The following is a 14,395-nucleotide window of genomic DNA, read 5'->3' on the forward strand; positions in this document are numbered from 1 at the left end:
ATACTGTCGCCCTTTCACCCGTTACCGAGTGTTCATGCCATGAAATCTTTCTCCCGTCTGCTGGTTGCTCTCTGTCTCTCGCCCGTGTTGGCGCAGGCTGCTCCTGTTACCCAGGTGACCCTGCCTGATGGTCGTCAGGTGCAACTGAACGATGACTTCACCTGGGAATATCTGGTGGTCAAGCCGGCCGAGCCCGTCAAGGCGCTGGCCGAAGGGGCGAAAGCGGGTGCTGTGGTTGCGGTAGCGGCCCCCGTGCTGACCGATCAGGCCAAGGCACACCCCGAATTGCTGTCACAGGCGGCGCGTGACGGGATCGTGGTCAAGCTCGACAAGGTTGAGGGGACAGATCCCCTGATGCTTACCTTTATGGTGGGCAATACCGGTACCCGCAATGTGGTCGGTGTGCGTGGCTGGGTCACGCTCTTCAGTCCAGAGGGGGTACAGCTCTCCCGTCAGGAGGCCCGTTTCTGGGTCGCCGAGAACCGTCTGCCGGAGACCTATCTGCGCAAGGGGCAGGAGCGTCCATCACTGGCCATCGAGGTTGCCCGTCCTGCCGGATTGACCGGTCAGCCGCTGGTGCGAGTCGAGATCGACGAGGTGGTCTTCCGCTGATTTTTTCCGGCTGGCGTGAGCCTCACGCCAGCCATTTGTAACTCCTGTCATCATCCGCAATATCTGCTTACATCTGACATGATTTGGCAACAGCTTGCCGCTCGGCAAGCAGGGAACCTAGCCGCACAATGACTCCATACCAGCTCGACGAGCTTATCAATGGAGTTAATGAGATGAAAAAGAGCGCTGTTTCCCTTCTGGTTCTGGCCGGTTTTGCTTCCACCTCTGCACTGGCACAGGATGCTTTCAGCTACGCCAAGGGCGCGGCTACCTGGGCCCACACCAAGTCCGACTATCTCAACGGTACCTTCAGCAATGACAGTAAAGGCACCCGTGATTTTGGCGGTCTGAGCCTGGATCTCTCCAAGAGCTTCGGCTCCAATTTCTACGGTCGTGGCAGCACTGAGTACACCTCTCGCAGCAGCGGCAACGACAGCATGTCTATCTCCAGCATCGGTGTCGGTGTATTTACCCCGCTAAGCACTGGCCTGAACCTCTACGGCGAAACCGGTGTGACCGGCTACATGCTGGAGCGTGAACTTCCCAGCGATATCGCTAACAAAGGCTGGGATGCTGTTGCTCGCAAAAACAGCGGCAGCATGTACGGCGAAGTGGGTCTGCGCTACGACATCGGCAATGTCGAGCTCTCCACTGCCTACCGCTACGCCAACATGACCGGCGATATGCACGATTTCAAAGTGGGCGGCGCCTACAAACTCAACCAGAACTGGGCACTGACTGCCGACTACACCTACCGCAAGTGGGATGTGCAACAGGGTTCCATCTCCAGTCTGGGTGTGAAGTACAGCTTCTAATCCCCCTTCCCGTAGTCCGTAGTGTCTTGATTTTTACCCATGGCGTTTGCCATGGGTTTTTTCTTTTTCCGGTGATCCTCTTTTTCTCCTTGTGTCGTATCAGTTGGCAATAGTTATACAACTTCCATTTCTTTGTATAACTGCTATAACTGAATCAATGCTTATACAAGGAGCGTCATCATGTACAAGATTAAAGTCGGTATCAGTGCCTGCCTGCTAGGACAAGAGGTGCGTTTCGACGGGGGCCACAAGCGCTCCAGCTTCTGCGAACGGGATCTTGGCGCTCACTTTGACTACCACCCCGTCTGTCCCGAGATGGCTATTGGTCTCGGGGCGCCCCGTGCCGCTATCAGGCTGGTCAAGCGTCACGGCGAGATCCGCGCCGAGGCGAGCAACGGCAGCTTCGATGTCACCGAAAAGCTGATTGCCTTCAGCGAGCAGAAAGCGCGCCAGCTCGACTTTATCTCCGGCTATATCCTCTGTGCCAAATCCCCCAGCTGCGGCATGGAGCGGGTGAGAATTTATGGTGCCAACAACGAGGGGAGCGCCAAGGAGGGGATCGGCCTCTTTGCCAAGGCGCTGATGGAGGCCAACCCCCTGCTGCCGGTGGAAGAGGATGGCCGCCTGTGCGACCCCATCCTGCGCGAGAACTTCGTGCTGCGGGTCTTTGCCTACCACGACTGGCAGCAGCTCTGCGCCCGTGGTATCACCGCCTCTGCGCTGATCCGCTTCCACTCCCGCTACAAGTATCTGGTGCTCTCCCACGCCACCACCCACTACCGGGCGCTTGGCAAGCTGCTCGGCAATCTGGGCAAGTCCGCCAACCTGCAGGAGGTGGCCGACAACTACATCAAGGGGTTGATGGCTGCGCTGACCCAGCGGGCTAACCGCCGCAGCCATACCAATGTGCTGATGCACCTGCAGGGCTACTTCAAGCGGGTGCTGACCCCGGCCCAGAAGCAGGAGTTGGCCGATACCATCGACAAGTACCGCACCGGCATCTTCCCCTTGCTGGTACCGCTCACCCTGATCCGCCACTACCTGCGCGAGTACCCCAATCCTTACCTTGCCGAGCAGGTTTATCTCAATCCGCACCCCGATACGCTCAAATTGCGTTACGGGCTCTGAATCCGTTCTGTTGCCCCGGCGCATTGTTTGCGCCGGGGCGCTTCACTCCTCTGTTTGATGGACGTTGTCATGTCTGATTTACCGCAAGAAGTTGCTCCTCTGGCTGATGAGGGGATCTACCCCATTCGCGAGGTCTCCCGCCTCACCGGCGTCAACGCCGTGACCCTGCGCGCCTGGCAGCGTCGCTACGGTCTGGTGCAGCCGGCCCGAACCGAAAAGGGCCACCGCCTCTACAGCGAGCAGGATATTCGCCAGATCGGCGAGATCCTGAGCTGGCTGGAGCGGGGGGTGAGCATCGGGCAGGTAAAGGGGCTCTTGAGCGAACCCCACGCCCAGCCGGTGAGCGATCACTGGCAGCAGACCCTGGAGCTGTTCAGTCAGGCGCTGCTCGCCTTCAACCAGCGCAAGGCGGAGGCTGAGCTCAACGACCTGCTGGCGAGTTACCCGTTCGAGCTGGTGCGCAGCCGGGTACTGCAACCGCTGGTGGAGCGGCTGCTGGGGCTGTGGCGCGAGCGGCCCGATGGCGAGTTGCTGCAACAGGTGTGGCTGGGTTGGCTCCATACCCGCTTCGCCCGCCACCTGATCGAGCAGGAGAAGGGCGTGCCGATCACGCTGGCGAGCTGGGGACAGGTCGGCCCCCTCGATCTGGTCTGGGCCGCCTACGAGCTGATCGGTCAGGGCTATGAGGTGCAACTGCTGGGGGCGGTGGAGCCTCGCCATGTCAGCCTGCTGGAGGGACGTGCCGTTACCCCCTGGCTGGTATTGCTGGGAGCCGGTCTTGGCAAACAGGAGCTGGCCGCCGGGTGGCCCGCCGGTACGCGCCTGTTTGGCGAGTTGGGGCGCCTCTACGACGATGAGTGGCTTAACGCCCACGGCTGGCAGGCGAGCCTTGCCGAGCTGATGGTGGACGCACCTGCTGCGGCTGGCGCCAGTGGACGCGGGAGGAAAAAATCATGAAGCTGGTCTGGTTGCGCAATGATCTGCGCCTTGCCGACAACCCGGCACTGAGGCATGCCTGCGCCGGTGATGAACCGGTCGCCGCGCTCTTTATCATCTCCCCCACCCAGTGGCAGCAGCACAAAATGGCCCCGATTCGTCAGCGCTTTATGTTGGCCCAGGTCGATGTGCTGGGCCGCGAGCTGGCGGCGCTCGGCATCCCGCTCCATCTGCTGCGAGTGGAGACTTTTGCCGAGGTGCCCGCAGCGTTGGCAGATCTTTGCCGCGAGCAGGGGGTGACCCAGCTCTATGCCAATCAGGCTATCGAGATCGACGAGCAGCGCCGCGATCACGCCGTCAGTGCCGCGCTGGCAGAGCAGGGGGTGAGTTGTCACTGGCTCAACGGCTGTTGCGTATTGCCGCCGGGGCGGGTGCTGACCGGGTCGGGGGAGATGTTCAAGGTCTTCACACCTTTCAGCCGCGCCTGGCTCAAGGCTCTCGATGAGGAGGGGTTTGTCATTCATCGGGCGCCGACACCGCGTGGTGAGCCTTTGCCGTGGCCGCCGCTGGCCGAGCGGGCGTGGGTTGATGAGACGCTCGGCGAGCTGACGACTGATCCACGCTGGCCGGTGGGGGAGGCGGAAGCCCGGCGCCGTTTGAACGATTTTCTGGAGCAGGCGGTGCTCGACTATGGCGAGACCCGGGATTTTCCTGCCATCGCAGGCACGTCCGTGATCTCCCCCTATCTGGCGGCGGGCATCATCAGCCCCCGTCAGTGTGTGGCGGCGCTCCAGCAGCGGCTGGGCTATCGACCCCAGTCGAAAGCCCAGCCCGGTTTTGTCTGGCTCAATGAGCTCATCTGGCGCGAGTTCTATCGCCACCTGCTGGTACTGATCCCGACCCTCTCCATGAATCGCCCCTTCAAGCCCGAGACGGCGGCCTTGCCGTGGAGCTGGGACCCGGATGCCTTCGCTGCCTGGTGCGAGGGGCGCACCGGCTACCCCATTGTCGATGCGGCGATGCGCTGCCTCAACGCCACCGGCTGGATGCACAACCGGCTGCGGATGATAGTGGCGAGCTTTCTCACCAAGGATCTCCATATCCACTGGCGGCTCGGGGAGGATTACTTCATGAGTCGGCTGATCGACGGCGATCTGGCGGCCAACAACGGCGGTTGGCAGTGGGCGGCGGGTACCGGCGCCGATGCAGCGCCCTATTTTCGGGTGTTCAACCCCACCACTCAGGGGCAACGATTTGATCCACAAGGGGAGTTTATCCGTACCTGGGTAACTGAACTTGCCGATATTCCTGCCGCTTATGTGCATCAGCCCCACGACTGGCTGCGGCTCAAGGGGCGGCAGGATTATCCGGCACCCATGGTGGATCACGCCGTTGCCCGGGTGAGAGCCATCGAGATGTTTCGCTCTCTGGAGAAATAGGATGAACGAGCCGCTGGCCCGCTTTATTGGCCTCTATCAGCAACTGGACAAACAGCAGTTGCACCGTTTGCCCGAGGTCTATGCCGAACAGGTGGTCTTTACCGATCCGGCCCACCGTATCGAGGGGCTGGCGGCCCTTGGCGACTATTTTGCCGCCCTCTATCAGCGCCTCGCCTACTGCCGTTTCGTCATCACCAGTCAGCAGCAACAGGGGCAGCAGGCCTGGCTCGGCTGGACCATGACCTTTTCGCACCCCAGCTTGCGTGGTGGTGAGCCGGTGACGGTGGAGGGGGCCACCCGCCTCGAGTTCGACGAGGCGGGCAAGGTGTGCCAGCACCGGGACTATTTTGATCTGGGCGCCATGCTCTACGAGCAGTTGCCGCTGCTCGGGCCGGTGGTGCGCACTATCAAGATGAGGCTTGGCGCATGAGTGGCCGGGTGCTGATCACCGGGGCGACCTCCGGCATCGGTCGCCAGCTGGCGCTCGATTACCGGCGTGCAGGCTGGCAGGTGTGGGGCTGTGGCCGCGATGGCGAACGGCTGCAGGAGTTGGGGCTGCTCGGCATTACCCCGCTGCAGTTCGATGCCCGGGATATGGCCGCAATGAGTGGGGTAGCCGCTACGCTGCCATCCCTCGATCTGCTAATCCTCAACGCAGGCAACTGCGAGTACATGGATGTGGCTGAGGGGTTTGACAGCGAGCTGTTTGCCCGGGTGATTGAGACCAATCTGATCGCCACCGGTCATGCGCTGGCCGCCTTCTTGCCGCTGCTAGGTGCAGGATCTCGACTGGCCATTGTCAGCTCGTCGGTGAGCTGGCTGCCGCTGCCGCGGGCCGAGGCGTATGGCGCTTCCAAGGCGGCCCTCGACTATCTGGCGGATACCTTGCGCCTCGATTTGGCCAGCAAAGGGATCGGGGTGACCCTGATCCGCCCCGGCTTTGTCCAGACGCCGCTCACCGCCAAAAATGATTTTCCCATGCCCTGTCTGGTGACGGTGGAGCAGGCCTCCCGCGCCATCATGGACGGGCTGACCGCCGGTCGCCACCAGATCCACTTTCCCCGCCGTTTCATCTGGTTGCTGCGCCTGCTTGGTGCACTGCCGGTGGGGCTCTGGCTGCGCCTTGGCCGCGCACTCGTATCGAAAGGAAGCCATTCATGAAGAAAAAGATCGCCATCGTCGGTTCAGGGATCTCGGGGCTTACCGCCGGTTTTCTGCTCCACAAACTCCATGACATCACCCTGTTCGAGGCGGCGCCGACCCTGGGCGGTCACACCGCCACCGTCGATGTGAATCAGGCTGGCCACAGCTATGCCATCGACACCGGTTTTATCGTCTTCAATGATCGCACCTACCCCAACTTCTTGAAGTTGCTGGCGCGGATCGGCATGGCGCGGCAACCGGCCGAGATGAGCTTCTCGGTAAAGAGCCCAGAGGGGCTGGAGTATAACGGCCACAACCTCGACACCCTGTTTGCCCAGCGCAGCAATTTGCTGAGTCCCCGTTTCTACGGTTTTGTCGCCGAGATCTTGCGGTTCAACCGGGAGGCACGGGCCTGGCTGGCAGATGGTCAACATCAGGATGCAGTCCCCGAGCTGACCCTGGGGGACTTTCTGCTGGCGGGGGAGTTTAGCGACTACTTCGCCCGCCACTACATCTTGCCGATGGGGGCGGCGATCTGGTCATCGACCCTGGCCGATATGCGCGCCTTCCCCCTTGGCTTCTTCCTGCGCTTTTTTGCCAACCATGGCCTGCTCGATGTGGCCAATCGCCCCCAGTGGTACGTGATCCCGGGCGGCTCGCGGGAATATATCGGCCCCCTTACCGCGGGTTGGCAATCGCAGATCCGCCTCGCCTGTCCGGTGCAGAGCGTGCGGCGGGACGCAGATGGCGTGATGATCCTGAGCAGTTACGGCGAGGAGTGGTTTGACGAGGTGATCTTCGCCTGCCACAGCGATCAGGCGCTGGCGCTGCTGGCGGATCCCGGCGAGCGGGAGCTGGCTATCCTCGGCGATATACCCTATCAGGCCAACGATGTTTGGCTCCATACCGATGTGCGCTGCCTGCCCACCCGCCGCAAGGCATGGGCCAGCTGGAACTATCAGCTCGATGGCAACGACGAGGCGCGGCCGCTGGTGAGCTACAACATGAACATCCTGCAGGGGGTTAACTCGCCGGAGCCCTTCTGCGTCAGCCTCAACCCTAGGGGCAAGGTGGATGAGAGCAAGGTACTGCGCCGCTTCGTCTACCACCATCCAGTGTTCAATCAGGCCTCCATCGCTGCCCAGCAGCGGCGTGCGGAGATCTGCGGCCAACAGCACACCCACTTCTGCGGCGCCTACTGGTACAACGGCTTCCATGAGGATGGGGTGCGCAGCGCGCTGGATGTCGCCAGGCGCTTCGGGGCCGAGCTATGAACGGCGCCACTGTAGCCACCGAACATGGGCGTGCCGACGAACTGGCTGGCGTCACCAGCGCCATCTGGCAGGGCTCGGTGCGCCATCGCCGTTTTGCGCCGCGGGCCCACGCCTTCTCCTACAGCCTTTTTATGCTGGGACTGGATCTCGACGAGCTGCCGCAGCTCGATCAGGGGCGCTGGTTCGGGGTGGAGCGGGTTGGGCTGCTCTCGTTTCACCGCCATGACTATCTCAAGGGGAGTGAGGGGAGCCTCAAGCAGGCGGTGTGGCAGAAGGTGAGCGAGCTGGGTGGCGATGCCGACCCAGAGGGACGGGTGCTGCTGCTCGGCAATGTGCGCTGTCTGGGCTTCTACTTCAGCCCGGTCAACTTCTACTTCTGCTACCGGCAGGGCGAGGCGCGCTATCTGCTGGCAGAGGTCTCCAATACCCCCTGGAACGAGCGTCACTACTACCTGCTGGATCTGGCGGCGTTGGCCCCCCATGACAAGGATTTTCACGTCTCCCCCTTTATGGGGCTGGCGATGCGTTATCACTGGCGGATCAGGCCGCCCGCGCAGGAGACCCTGATCCACATCGAGAGTCATCCCGTATCCGGTGAAGCCAAGCTGTTTGACGCAACTCTGGCGCTCACTCGCGAACCTTTGTCGCGCAAGGGGCTGGCGGCCCTGCTGGCCCGCTGGCCATGGATGACCATGAAGGTGCTGCTCGGGATCTACTGGCAGGCCCTGCGTCTATTTATCAAACGAACCCCGATTTTTACCCATCCGGAGAGCCGCTAATGGAACTTGCTCAATCAACCCTCTCTGCCTCTTTCATCGACAAGGGGGCCAGGCAACTGCTGCTCAATCTGCTGGGTCGCCTCGAACATGGCCAGCTGCTGCTGCGGGATGGCGGTGAGCGCCACAGCTTTGGCGTGGCGGGCACCGATCTGCATGCCGAACTGGTGGTGCAGGATCCGGCTTTCTATCGTCGCCTGTTGCTGGGGGGAAGCATTGCCGCCGGAGAAACCTGGGTGGAGGGGCTCTGGACCAGCCCGGATCCGGTAGCACTGGTGCGGCTGCTGGCCCGCAATCTGACCCTGCTCGACTCCCTCGAGCGGCGCCTCGGCTGGCTCAGTTTTCCCTTCAACAAGGTGCGCCACTGGCTCAACCGCAATACTCTGACCGGGTCGCGCTCCAACATTGCCGCCCACTACGATCTCGGCAATACCCTCTATCAGGGTTTTCTCGACAGCCATATGCAGTACTCGAGCGCCATCTATCCGAGCGCCGAGGCCACGCTCGAAGAGGGACAGCAGGCCAAACTGCGCACCATCTGCGAGCGGCTCGAGTTGGGACCAGACGATCATCTGCTGGAGATCGGCACCGGCTGGGGTGGCCTTGCCGTCTATGCCGCCCGCCACTATGGCTGCCGGGTGACGACCACCACCATCTCCCGGGCCCAGCACGACTATGCCAAGGAGTGGATTGCGCGGGAGGGGCTGGGGGATCGCATCACCTTGCTGCTGGAGGATTACCGCAAGCTGGAAGGGACCTATGACAAGCTGGTCTCCATCGAGATGATCGAGGCGGTGGGCCACGCCTTTCTGCCCGACTATTTCCGCCAGCTGTCGCGGCTGCTCAAGCCCGGTGGCCGTCTGCTCATTCAGGCCATAACCATCGCCGATCAGCGTCATGCCCAGTATCTGCGCGGGGTTGATTTCATCCAGCGCTACATCTTCCCCGGTGGCTGCCTGCCGAGCGTCTCCCAGATGGCGGGGTTGCTGGCACGGGAGACCGATATGCAGCTGGTGCGGCTGCACGATCACGGCCATCACTATGCGCGCACCTTGGCTCACTGGTGCGAGCGCTTTCTGGCGCTGGCACCCGAGCTGCCCAAGCTCGGTTACAGCCAGGATTTCATCCGGCTGTGGCACTTCTACTTCGCCTATTGCGAGGGGGGATTCCGAGAGCGCAGCATCAGTCTGGTTCAGCTGGAGGCCGCCAAGCCGGGGCCCGCTGGCTGGTCGGGTGATTTGCCAGTAAGCGGTCACTGACCATGTGGCAGTGGGCTCACCTGCTGGGGTTCAACCTCTACTGGTTGCTGGCGGTGAAGTGGCAGCAGCCGGGCCCGCTGCTGGTGATCTTGCTGCTGCACTTTCTCTTCTCACCCAGCCGCCAGCGTGACTGGCGGCTGTTTCCCATCGCGGTGGCCGGCTGTCTGCTGGATGCCCTGCTCTGGCAGATCGGCCTGTTCCGTTTCCCGTCCGGTTTTCCCCTCTGGCTAGTACTGCTCTGGCTCGGTTTTCCCCTCTGGCTAGTACTGCTCTGGCTCGGTTTTGCCCTGACGCTGGCCCACGGTATGCGCTGGCTGCTGCGTCTGCCCCGCTGGCAGCAGGCGTTGTTTGGCATGGTTGGCGGCACCTCCTCCTATGTGGCGGGAGCCGCCATGGGGGCAGTACACTTACCTTGGGGCATCGGGATCAGTGCGGCGCTGCTGGCAGTGATCTGGATGTGGTGGTTACCCGTACTCCTGTGGGGAACGGTCAAGCTGGAGGGTGAAGCGAGATGAACACCTTTTCGACCGACACGCTGCTTTTTTCCAAGTGGACCAAAGAGAGCCAGCACGAGCTGACGGATCGCTTCTATCTGGTGGTTGCCTGCCAGCGGAATGCACAGGGCCAGCTGGTGCAGGTAGTGATGCAGGATATCAATACCCTGCAGGAACAGGAGATGGACTGGCATGAACTCGAAGACCCCAATCACTGGCATATGGGGTGGAATTAGCCTCCACCTTGCCGCCCTTAGCCTGCTGGTTGCGACCACCAGCGATGCGGCAACACTCCCCTGGCAGAAGCTGCGTCCGGTCGGGCAGGGGCAGATGCAGTGGCTCTGGTTCAAGCTCTACGACGCCACCCTGTTGAGCGAGAGTGGTCGCTACCAGCCGGGCCACTATCCACAAGCGCTTACCCTCACCTATGCCAGAGCCATCGAGCGGGACGATCTGCTCGGCGCCACTTCATCCGAGTGGCAGCGCCTCGGAGTGGGGAGCGATACCGAGCGCAAGCAGTGGCTGGAGCAACTTGCTGCAATCTGGCCGGATGTCGCTGCGGGCGATCGGCTCACCTTCTATGTCGATGAGGCGGGGCATGGCCACTTCTGGTGGCAAGACAAACGCCTTGGTTCCCTCGACGATCCCCGATTTTCGGCCGCCTTTCTCGCCATCTGGCTGGCTGACAACAGTCTGGATCCTGCACTGACCCGCCGTCTGCGCGGCCAATCCTGATCGTGGAGTCTGCCATGTTATTTATCCCGTCGTTGTTACGGTCGCCGCTACCCGGGCGGCGGCTATTTGTATTGTGCCTCGCCCTGCTGCTAAGTGGTTGTGGCGCCAGTCTCGACAGTTATCGGGGCCAGAGTCCGCAGTGGGATCTCGCCCGTTTCTTCAATGGCAAGCTGGTGGCCCACGGTCTGGTGACCGACCGCAGCGGCGAAGTGACCAGCCGCTTTCGGGTCGAGATGACAGGGCGCTGGCAGCACGGCAAGGGCGAGCTGTTCGAGCAGTTCTATTTTGACGATGGCCGCCAGCAGACTCGCATTTGGTATCTGAGCAAGGGGGCTGATGGCCACTGGCGTGGGACAGCATCGGATGTGGTTGGGGAGGCCGTGGGCAAGAGTGAAGGGTTTGCCCTCAACTGGCGCTATCAACTCGATCTGGCGCTGCCGGACGGTGAGGTGGTGCGGGTGAGCTTCGATGACTGGATGTATCTGCTGGATGAGGATCGCCTGATCAATCGCGCCGCCATCAGCAAGTTCGGCATCCATCTGGGCGAGGTGATCCTCTATATCGAGCGAACATCCTGACCGGTGTGCTCTGTGTGAAAGCCAATAAAAAAAGCGCGCCGATGGCGCGCTGTTGTCTATCGCAAGGCAGGCAGATCAGATGATCCGGTTCTCCTCCAGCATCTTGCGACGGGCCTCTTCCTTGGCCATCTTCTTCTTGCGATTGTCGCAAGGTTCGGGGCAGTCGCACTCCTTCTCGATGCCGACGCTACCCAGGCCACCACAGGAGCCCGAGATGGTCTTCTTCTGGAAGATGTAGCCAATGGCCATGGCCACAATCACCAGCATGAATACCCCGAAGGTGATCAGAAAAATCTGCATCTCTACCTCTTACTTCTTGACCAGATAAGGCTTGAAGGCCTCGGAGTAGGCCTCTTCATAGCCCTTGTCGGTCTTGGTGATGACAAAGATCGCCAGACCCCGCTCGTTGGCATAGGCCAGGCTCTTCTCGGTACCCATCACCATGAACACGGTCGCCAGCCCGTCTGCGGTCATGCAGGAGGGGTGGATCACGGTCACCGACACCAGACGATGCTGGATCGGTTTGCCGGTGCGCGGGTCTATGGTGTGGGAGAAGCGCTGGCCATCCAGCTCATAGTAGTTGCGGTAATCGCCGGAGGTGGCAACGCCATTGTCACCCGGGACAATAACCTCCTGCACCGAGCCGGCATTGGCAGTGGGCTTCTCGATGGCGACGCGCCAGGGGTGGCCCTTGCCGTTGACACCATTGATCCGCAGTTCGCCGCCAATCTCCACCAGATAGTTGCGCGCCCCCAGGGATTCCAGATACTCGGCCACCTTGTCGACGCCAAAGCCCTTGGCGATGGCTGAGAGGTCGACGTAGAGGTCGGGAATATCCTTTTGCAGGGTATCGGCATCCACCGAGGTGATGACGTGCAGGTTGCCAAGACCGGTCTTCTGACGGGTCTGGGTGATCAGCTCGTCGGACGGCACCTTGGTTGGTCGCTTGTCCGGGCCAAAGCCCCACAGATTGACCAAGGGGCCGACGGTGACGTCCAGCGCCCCCTGGCTCTCACGGCCAATGTGAATGGCCTCTGTGACTACCCGTGCGGTATCCCGCGAGACCACCACCGGCGTGGAGCCGCGATGCTGGTTGAAGCGCGACAGCTCGGAATCGGGACGATAGGTGGACATCTGATCGTTGACCCGCTCCAGCAAGACATCGACCTCGGCCTGAAGCTTGGCCGGATCGGTGATGACGCTGTCCGCCACCTTGATGGAGTAGTAAGTGCCCATGGTGCTACCGGTGATGTGGATCTCCGGTTTGGATTGGACCGTTTCCTGACCGCACCCAGTCAAGAAAAAGGCTAGCCCGAAGGCTAGCCAGGTCTTTACAACACTGTGCATGGATTAACCACCAAAGTCATCCAACAGGATGTTTTCGTCTTCAACGCCCAGATCTTTGAGCATGTTGATGACGGCTGCGTTCATCACGGGAGGACCACACATGTAGAACTCGCAATCTTCCGGCGCTTCGTGGTTCTTGAGATAGTTCTCGTAGAGCACGTTGTGGATGAAGCCGGTGTAGCCGTCCCAGTTGTCTTCCGGTTGCGGATCGGACAGGGCGACGTTCCAGGTGAAGTTCTCGTTCTCGGCGGCGAGCATGTCGAAGTCTTCGACATAGAACATTTCGCGCTTGGAACGGGCTCCGTACCAGAAGCTCATCTTGCGCTTGGACTTCAGGCGACGCAGCTGGTCGAAGATGTGGGAGCGCATCGGCGCCATACCCGCACCACCACCGATGAATACCATTTCGGCATCGGTGTCCTTGGCGAAGAACTCGCCGAACGGACCGGAGATGGTCACCTTGTCACCCGCTTTCAGGTTGAAGATGTAGGAGGACATCTGTCCCGGAGGGGCAGTCCAGTTACTGGGCGGCGGCGTAGCGATACGCACGTTCAGCATGATGATGCCGAACTCTTCCGGATAGTTGGCCATGGAGTAGGCACGGATGATCGGCTCATCGACCTTGGACTCCAGCTCAAAAATCTTGAAGCGATCCCAGTCACCACGATACTCCTCGGGAATATCGAAGTTCTTGTAGTAGACGTGGTGAGCCGGCGCTTCGATCTGGATATAACCACCGGCGCGGAACGGTACGCTCTCGCCATCGGGGATCTGCAGCTTGAGCTCCTTGATGAAGGTGGCCTTGTTATCGTTGGAGATAACAGTACATTCCCACTTCTTCACCCCGAAGATCTCTTCCGGCAGTTCGATGTCCATGTCGCCACGAACGGTGACCTGACAGGCCAGACGCTCGCCGTGACGGGCTTCGCCCTTGCTGATGTGATCCAGTTCGGTCGGCAGGATATCGCCGCCGCCGGACTTCACCCGCACCTTGCACTGACCGCAGGAGCCACCGCCGCCACAGGCGGAGGAGACGAAGATACCGTTGCCGGCCAGAACGCCGAGCAGCTTGCCACCGGCCGGGCTGGTCACAGCCTTGGCCGGGTCACCGTTGATGCTGATTGTCACGTCGCCCGCGGTCACCAGCTTGGACTTGGCGAACAGAATGACTGCCACCAGTGCCAGCAGGATCACGGTAAACATGACCACACCCAAAATAATTTCCATCTATCGTTCCTTTCTGATTGCAGGAAAGCCGATTACAGGGAGATACCAGAGAAGGACATAAAGCCCAGCGCCATCAGGCCGGCAGTGATGAAGGTGATGCCCAGACCACGCAGGCCTTCCGGAACATCGGAGTACTTCATCTTCTCGCGGATACCTGCCAGCGCAACGATCGCCAGCATCCAGCCTGCACCTGAACCCACGCCGTAGACCACAGACTCCATGAAGTTGTAGTCACGCTGCACCATGAAGGAGACGCCACCGAAGATGGCGCAGTTCACGGTGATGAGCGGCAGGAAGATGCCCAGGGCGTTGTAGAGAGCCGGGAAGTATTTGTCCAGCGCCATCTCCAGGATCTGCACCAGCGCCGCGATCACCCCGATGAAGGTGATGAAGCTCAGGAAGCTCAGATCCAGGTCAGGGGAGAGGGCACCTGCCTTCAGCACATAGTTGTAGATCAGGTTGTTGACCGGTACGGCGATGGTTTGCACCACGATAACGGCAATACCAAGACCCATGGAGGTCTTGACCTTCTTGGACACCGCCAGGAAGGTACACATCCCCAGGAAGAAGGAGAGTGCCAGGTTTTCGATGAAGATCGATTTAATCAACAGACTCAGATAGTGTTCCATACC

Annotated in this window: 18 protein-coding genes; 14 read left to right on the forward strand and 4 right to left on the reverse strand. The window is 60.9% G+C overall.

Annotation, left to right across the window (positions count from 1 at the left end):
* Window positions 1-39 precede the first annotated feature (39 nt).
* From WE862_RS09130 to WE862_RS09195, 14 genes are all read left to right on the forward strand, one after another.
* On the forward strand, window positions 40-612 hold the full coding sequence (locus WE862_RS09130) for a DUF3157 family protein (protein WP_042032129.1): 573 nt from the start codon (window positions 40-42) through the stop codon (window positions 610-612).
* A gap of 173 nt (window positions 613-785) precedes the next feature.
* Entirely contained in the window at window positions 786-1,427 is a 642-nt protein-coding gene (locus WE862_RS09135) for an autotransporter (protein WP_042032128.1), read from the forward strand.
* 180 nt (window positions 1,428-1,607) lie between these two features.
* Window positions 1,608-2,555, forward strand: a complete 948-nt coding sequence (locus WE862_RS09140; RefSeq protein ID WP_042032127.1) for a YbgA family protein — start codon at window positions 1,608-1,610, stop codon at window positions 2,553-2,555.
* A 69-nt stretch (window positions 2,556-2,624) separates the two neighbouring features.
* Window positions 2,625-3,512 (forward strand): MerR family transcriptional regulator, encoded by an 888-nt coding sequence (locus tag WE862_RS09145; RefSeq protein WP_042032126.1) that lies wholly within the window; start codon window positions 2,625-2,627, stop codon window positions 3,510-3,512.
* The gene (gene phrB / locus WE862_RS09150) at window positions 3,509-4,930 is read left to right on the forward strand and encodes a deoxyribodipyrimidine photo-lyase (protein WP_042032125.1); all 1,422 of its coding nucleotides are present in this window, start codon (window positions 3,509-3,511) and stop codon (window positions 4,928-4,930) included. The genes WE862_RS09145 and phrB overlap by 4 nt, the downstream gene beginning before the upstream one ends.
* A 1-nt stretch (window position 4,931) precedes the next feature.
* Complete coding sequence (locus WE862_RS09155; RefSeq protein ID WP_042032124.1) at window positions 4,932-5,360, forward strand: nuclear transport factor 2 family protein; 429 nt, start codon at window positions 4,932-4,934, stop codon at window positions 5,358-5,360.
* Window positions 5,357-6,091, forward strand: a complete 735-nt coding sequence (locus WE862_RS09160; RefSeq protein WP_042032123.1) for an SDR family NAD(P)-dependent oxidoreductase — start codon at window positions 5,357-5,359, stop codon at window positions 6,089-6,091. The genes WE862_RS09155 and WE862_RS09160 overlap by 4 nt, the downstream gene beginning before the upstream one ends.
* The gene (locus tag WE862_RS09165; RefSeq protein WP_198493523.1) at window positions 6,088-7,347 is read left to right on the forward strand and encodes an NAD(P)/FAD-dependent oxidoreductase; all 1,260 of its coding nucleotides are present in this window, start codon (window positions 6,088-6,090) and stop codon (window positions 7,345-7,347) included. Before WE862_RS09160 ends, WE862_RS09165 begins: the two co-directional genes overlap by 4 nt.
* A complete protein-coding gene (locus WE862_RS09170) occupies window positions 7,344-8,126 on the forward strand; it encodes a DUF1365 domain-containing protein (RefSeq protein ID WP_198493522.1) in 783 nt (260 codons plus the stop codon). The genes WE862_RS09165 and WE862_RS09170 overlap by 4 nt, the downstream gene beginning before the upstream one ends.
* Complete coding sequence (locus WE862_RS09175) at window positions 8,126-9,382, forward strand: SAM-dependent methyltransferase (RefSeq protein WP_198493521.1); 1,257 nt, start codon at window positions 8,126-8,128, stop codon at window positions 9,380-9,382. The genes WE862_RS09170 and WE862_RS09175 overlap by 1 nt, the downstream gene beginning before the upstream one ends.
* A gap of 2 nt (window positions 9,383-9,384) precedes the next feature.
* Window positions 9,385-9,897: a DUF2878 domain-containing protein gene (locus WE862_RS09180; protein ID WP_198493520.1), complete on the forward strand. Its 513-nt coding sequence runs from the start codon at window positions 9,385-9,387 to the stop codon at window positions 9,895-9,897.
* Window positions 9,894-10,112, forward strand: coding sequence for a TIGR02450 family Trp-rich protein (locus WE862_RS09185; RefSeq protein ID WP_042030783.1), 219 nt, complete (start codon window positions 9,894-9,896; stop codon window positions 10,110-10,112). The genes WE862_RS09180 and WE862_RS09185 overlap by 4 nt, the downstream gene beginning before the upstream one ends.
* The gene (locus WE862_RS09190; RefSeq protein WP_071912290.1) at window positions 10,069-10,611 is read left to right on the forward strand and encodes a chalcone isomerase family protein; all 543 of its coding nucleotides are present in this window, start codon (window positions 10,069-10,071) and stop codon (window positions 10,609-10,611) included. Before WE862_RS09185 ends, WE862_RS09190 begins: the two co-directional genes overlap by 44 nt.
* 14 nt (window positions 10,612-10,625) lie before the next feature.
* Window positions 10,626-11,189: a DUF3833 domain-containing protein gene (locus WE862_RS09195; protein WP_042030787.1), complete on the forward strand. Its 564-nt coding sequence runs from the start codon at window positions 10,626-10,628 to the stop codon at window positions 11,187-11,189.
* Window positions 11,190-11,264: 75 nt separating this feature from the next.
* On the opposite strand, the gene nqrM is transcribed toward WE862_RS09195, so the two are convergent.
* The 4 genes from nqrM to nqrE are packed head-to-tail and all read right to left on the reverse strand — an operon-like array spanning window position 11,265 to window position 14,392.
* The gene (gene nqrM, locus WE862_RS09200) at window positions 11,265-11,489 is read right to left on the reverse strand and encodes a (Na+)-NQR maturation NqrM (protein WP_042030788.1); all 225 of its coding nucleotides are present in this window, start codon (window positions 11,487-11,489) and stop codon (window positions 11,265-11,267) included.
* 9 nt (window positions 11,490-11,498) lie between these two features.
* Window positions 11,499-12,536, reverse strand: coding sequence for an FAD:protein FMN transferase (locus WE862_RS09205; protein ID WP_041208042.1), 1,038 nt, complete (start codon window positions 12,534-12,536; stop codon window positions 11,499-11,501).
* A 3-nt stretch (window positions 12,537-12,539) separates the two neighbouring features.
* Window positions 12,540-13,763 (reverse strand): NADH:ubiquinone reductase (Na(+)-transporting) subunit F, encoded by a 1,224-nt coding sequence (gene nqrF / locus WE862_RS09210; RefSeq protein WP_033114210.1) that lies wholly within the window; start codon window positions 13,761-13,763, stop codon window positions 12,540-12,542.
* Between the two features lie 32 nt (window positions 13,764-13,795).
* Window positions 13,796-14,392, reverse strand: coding sequence for an NADH:ubiquinone reductase (Na(+)-transporting) subunit E (nqrE, locus tag WE862_RS09215; RefSeq protein ID WP_041208043.1), 597 nt, complete (start codon window positions 14,390-14,392; stop codon window positions 13,796-13,798).
* Window positions 14,393-14,395 lie beyond the last annotated feature (3 nt).

It is taken from the genome of Aeromonas jandaei (assembly GCF_037890695.1).
GTDB lineage: Bacteria > Pseudomonadota > Gammaproteobacteria > Enterobacterales > Aeromonadaceae > Aeromonas > Aeromonas jandaei.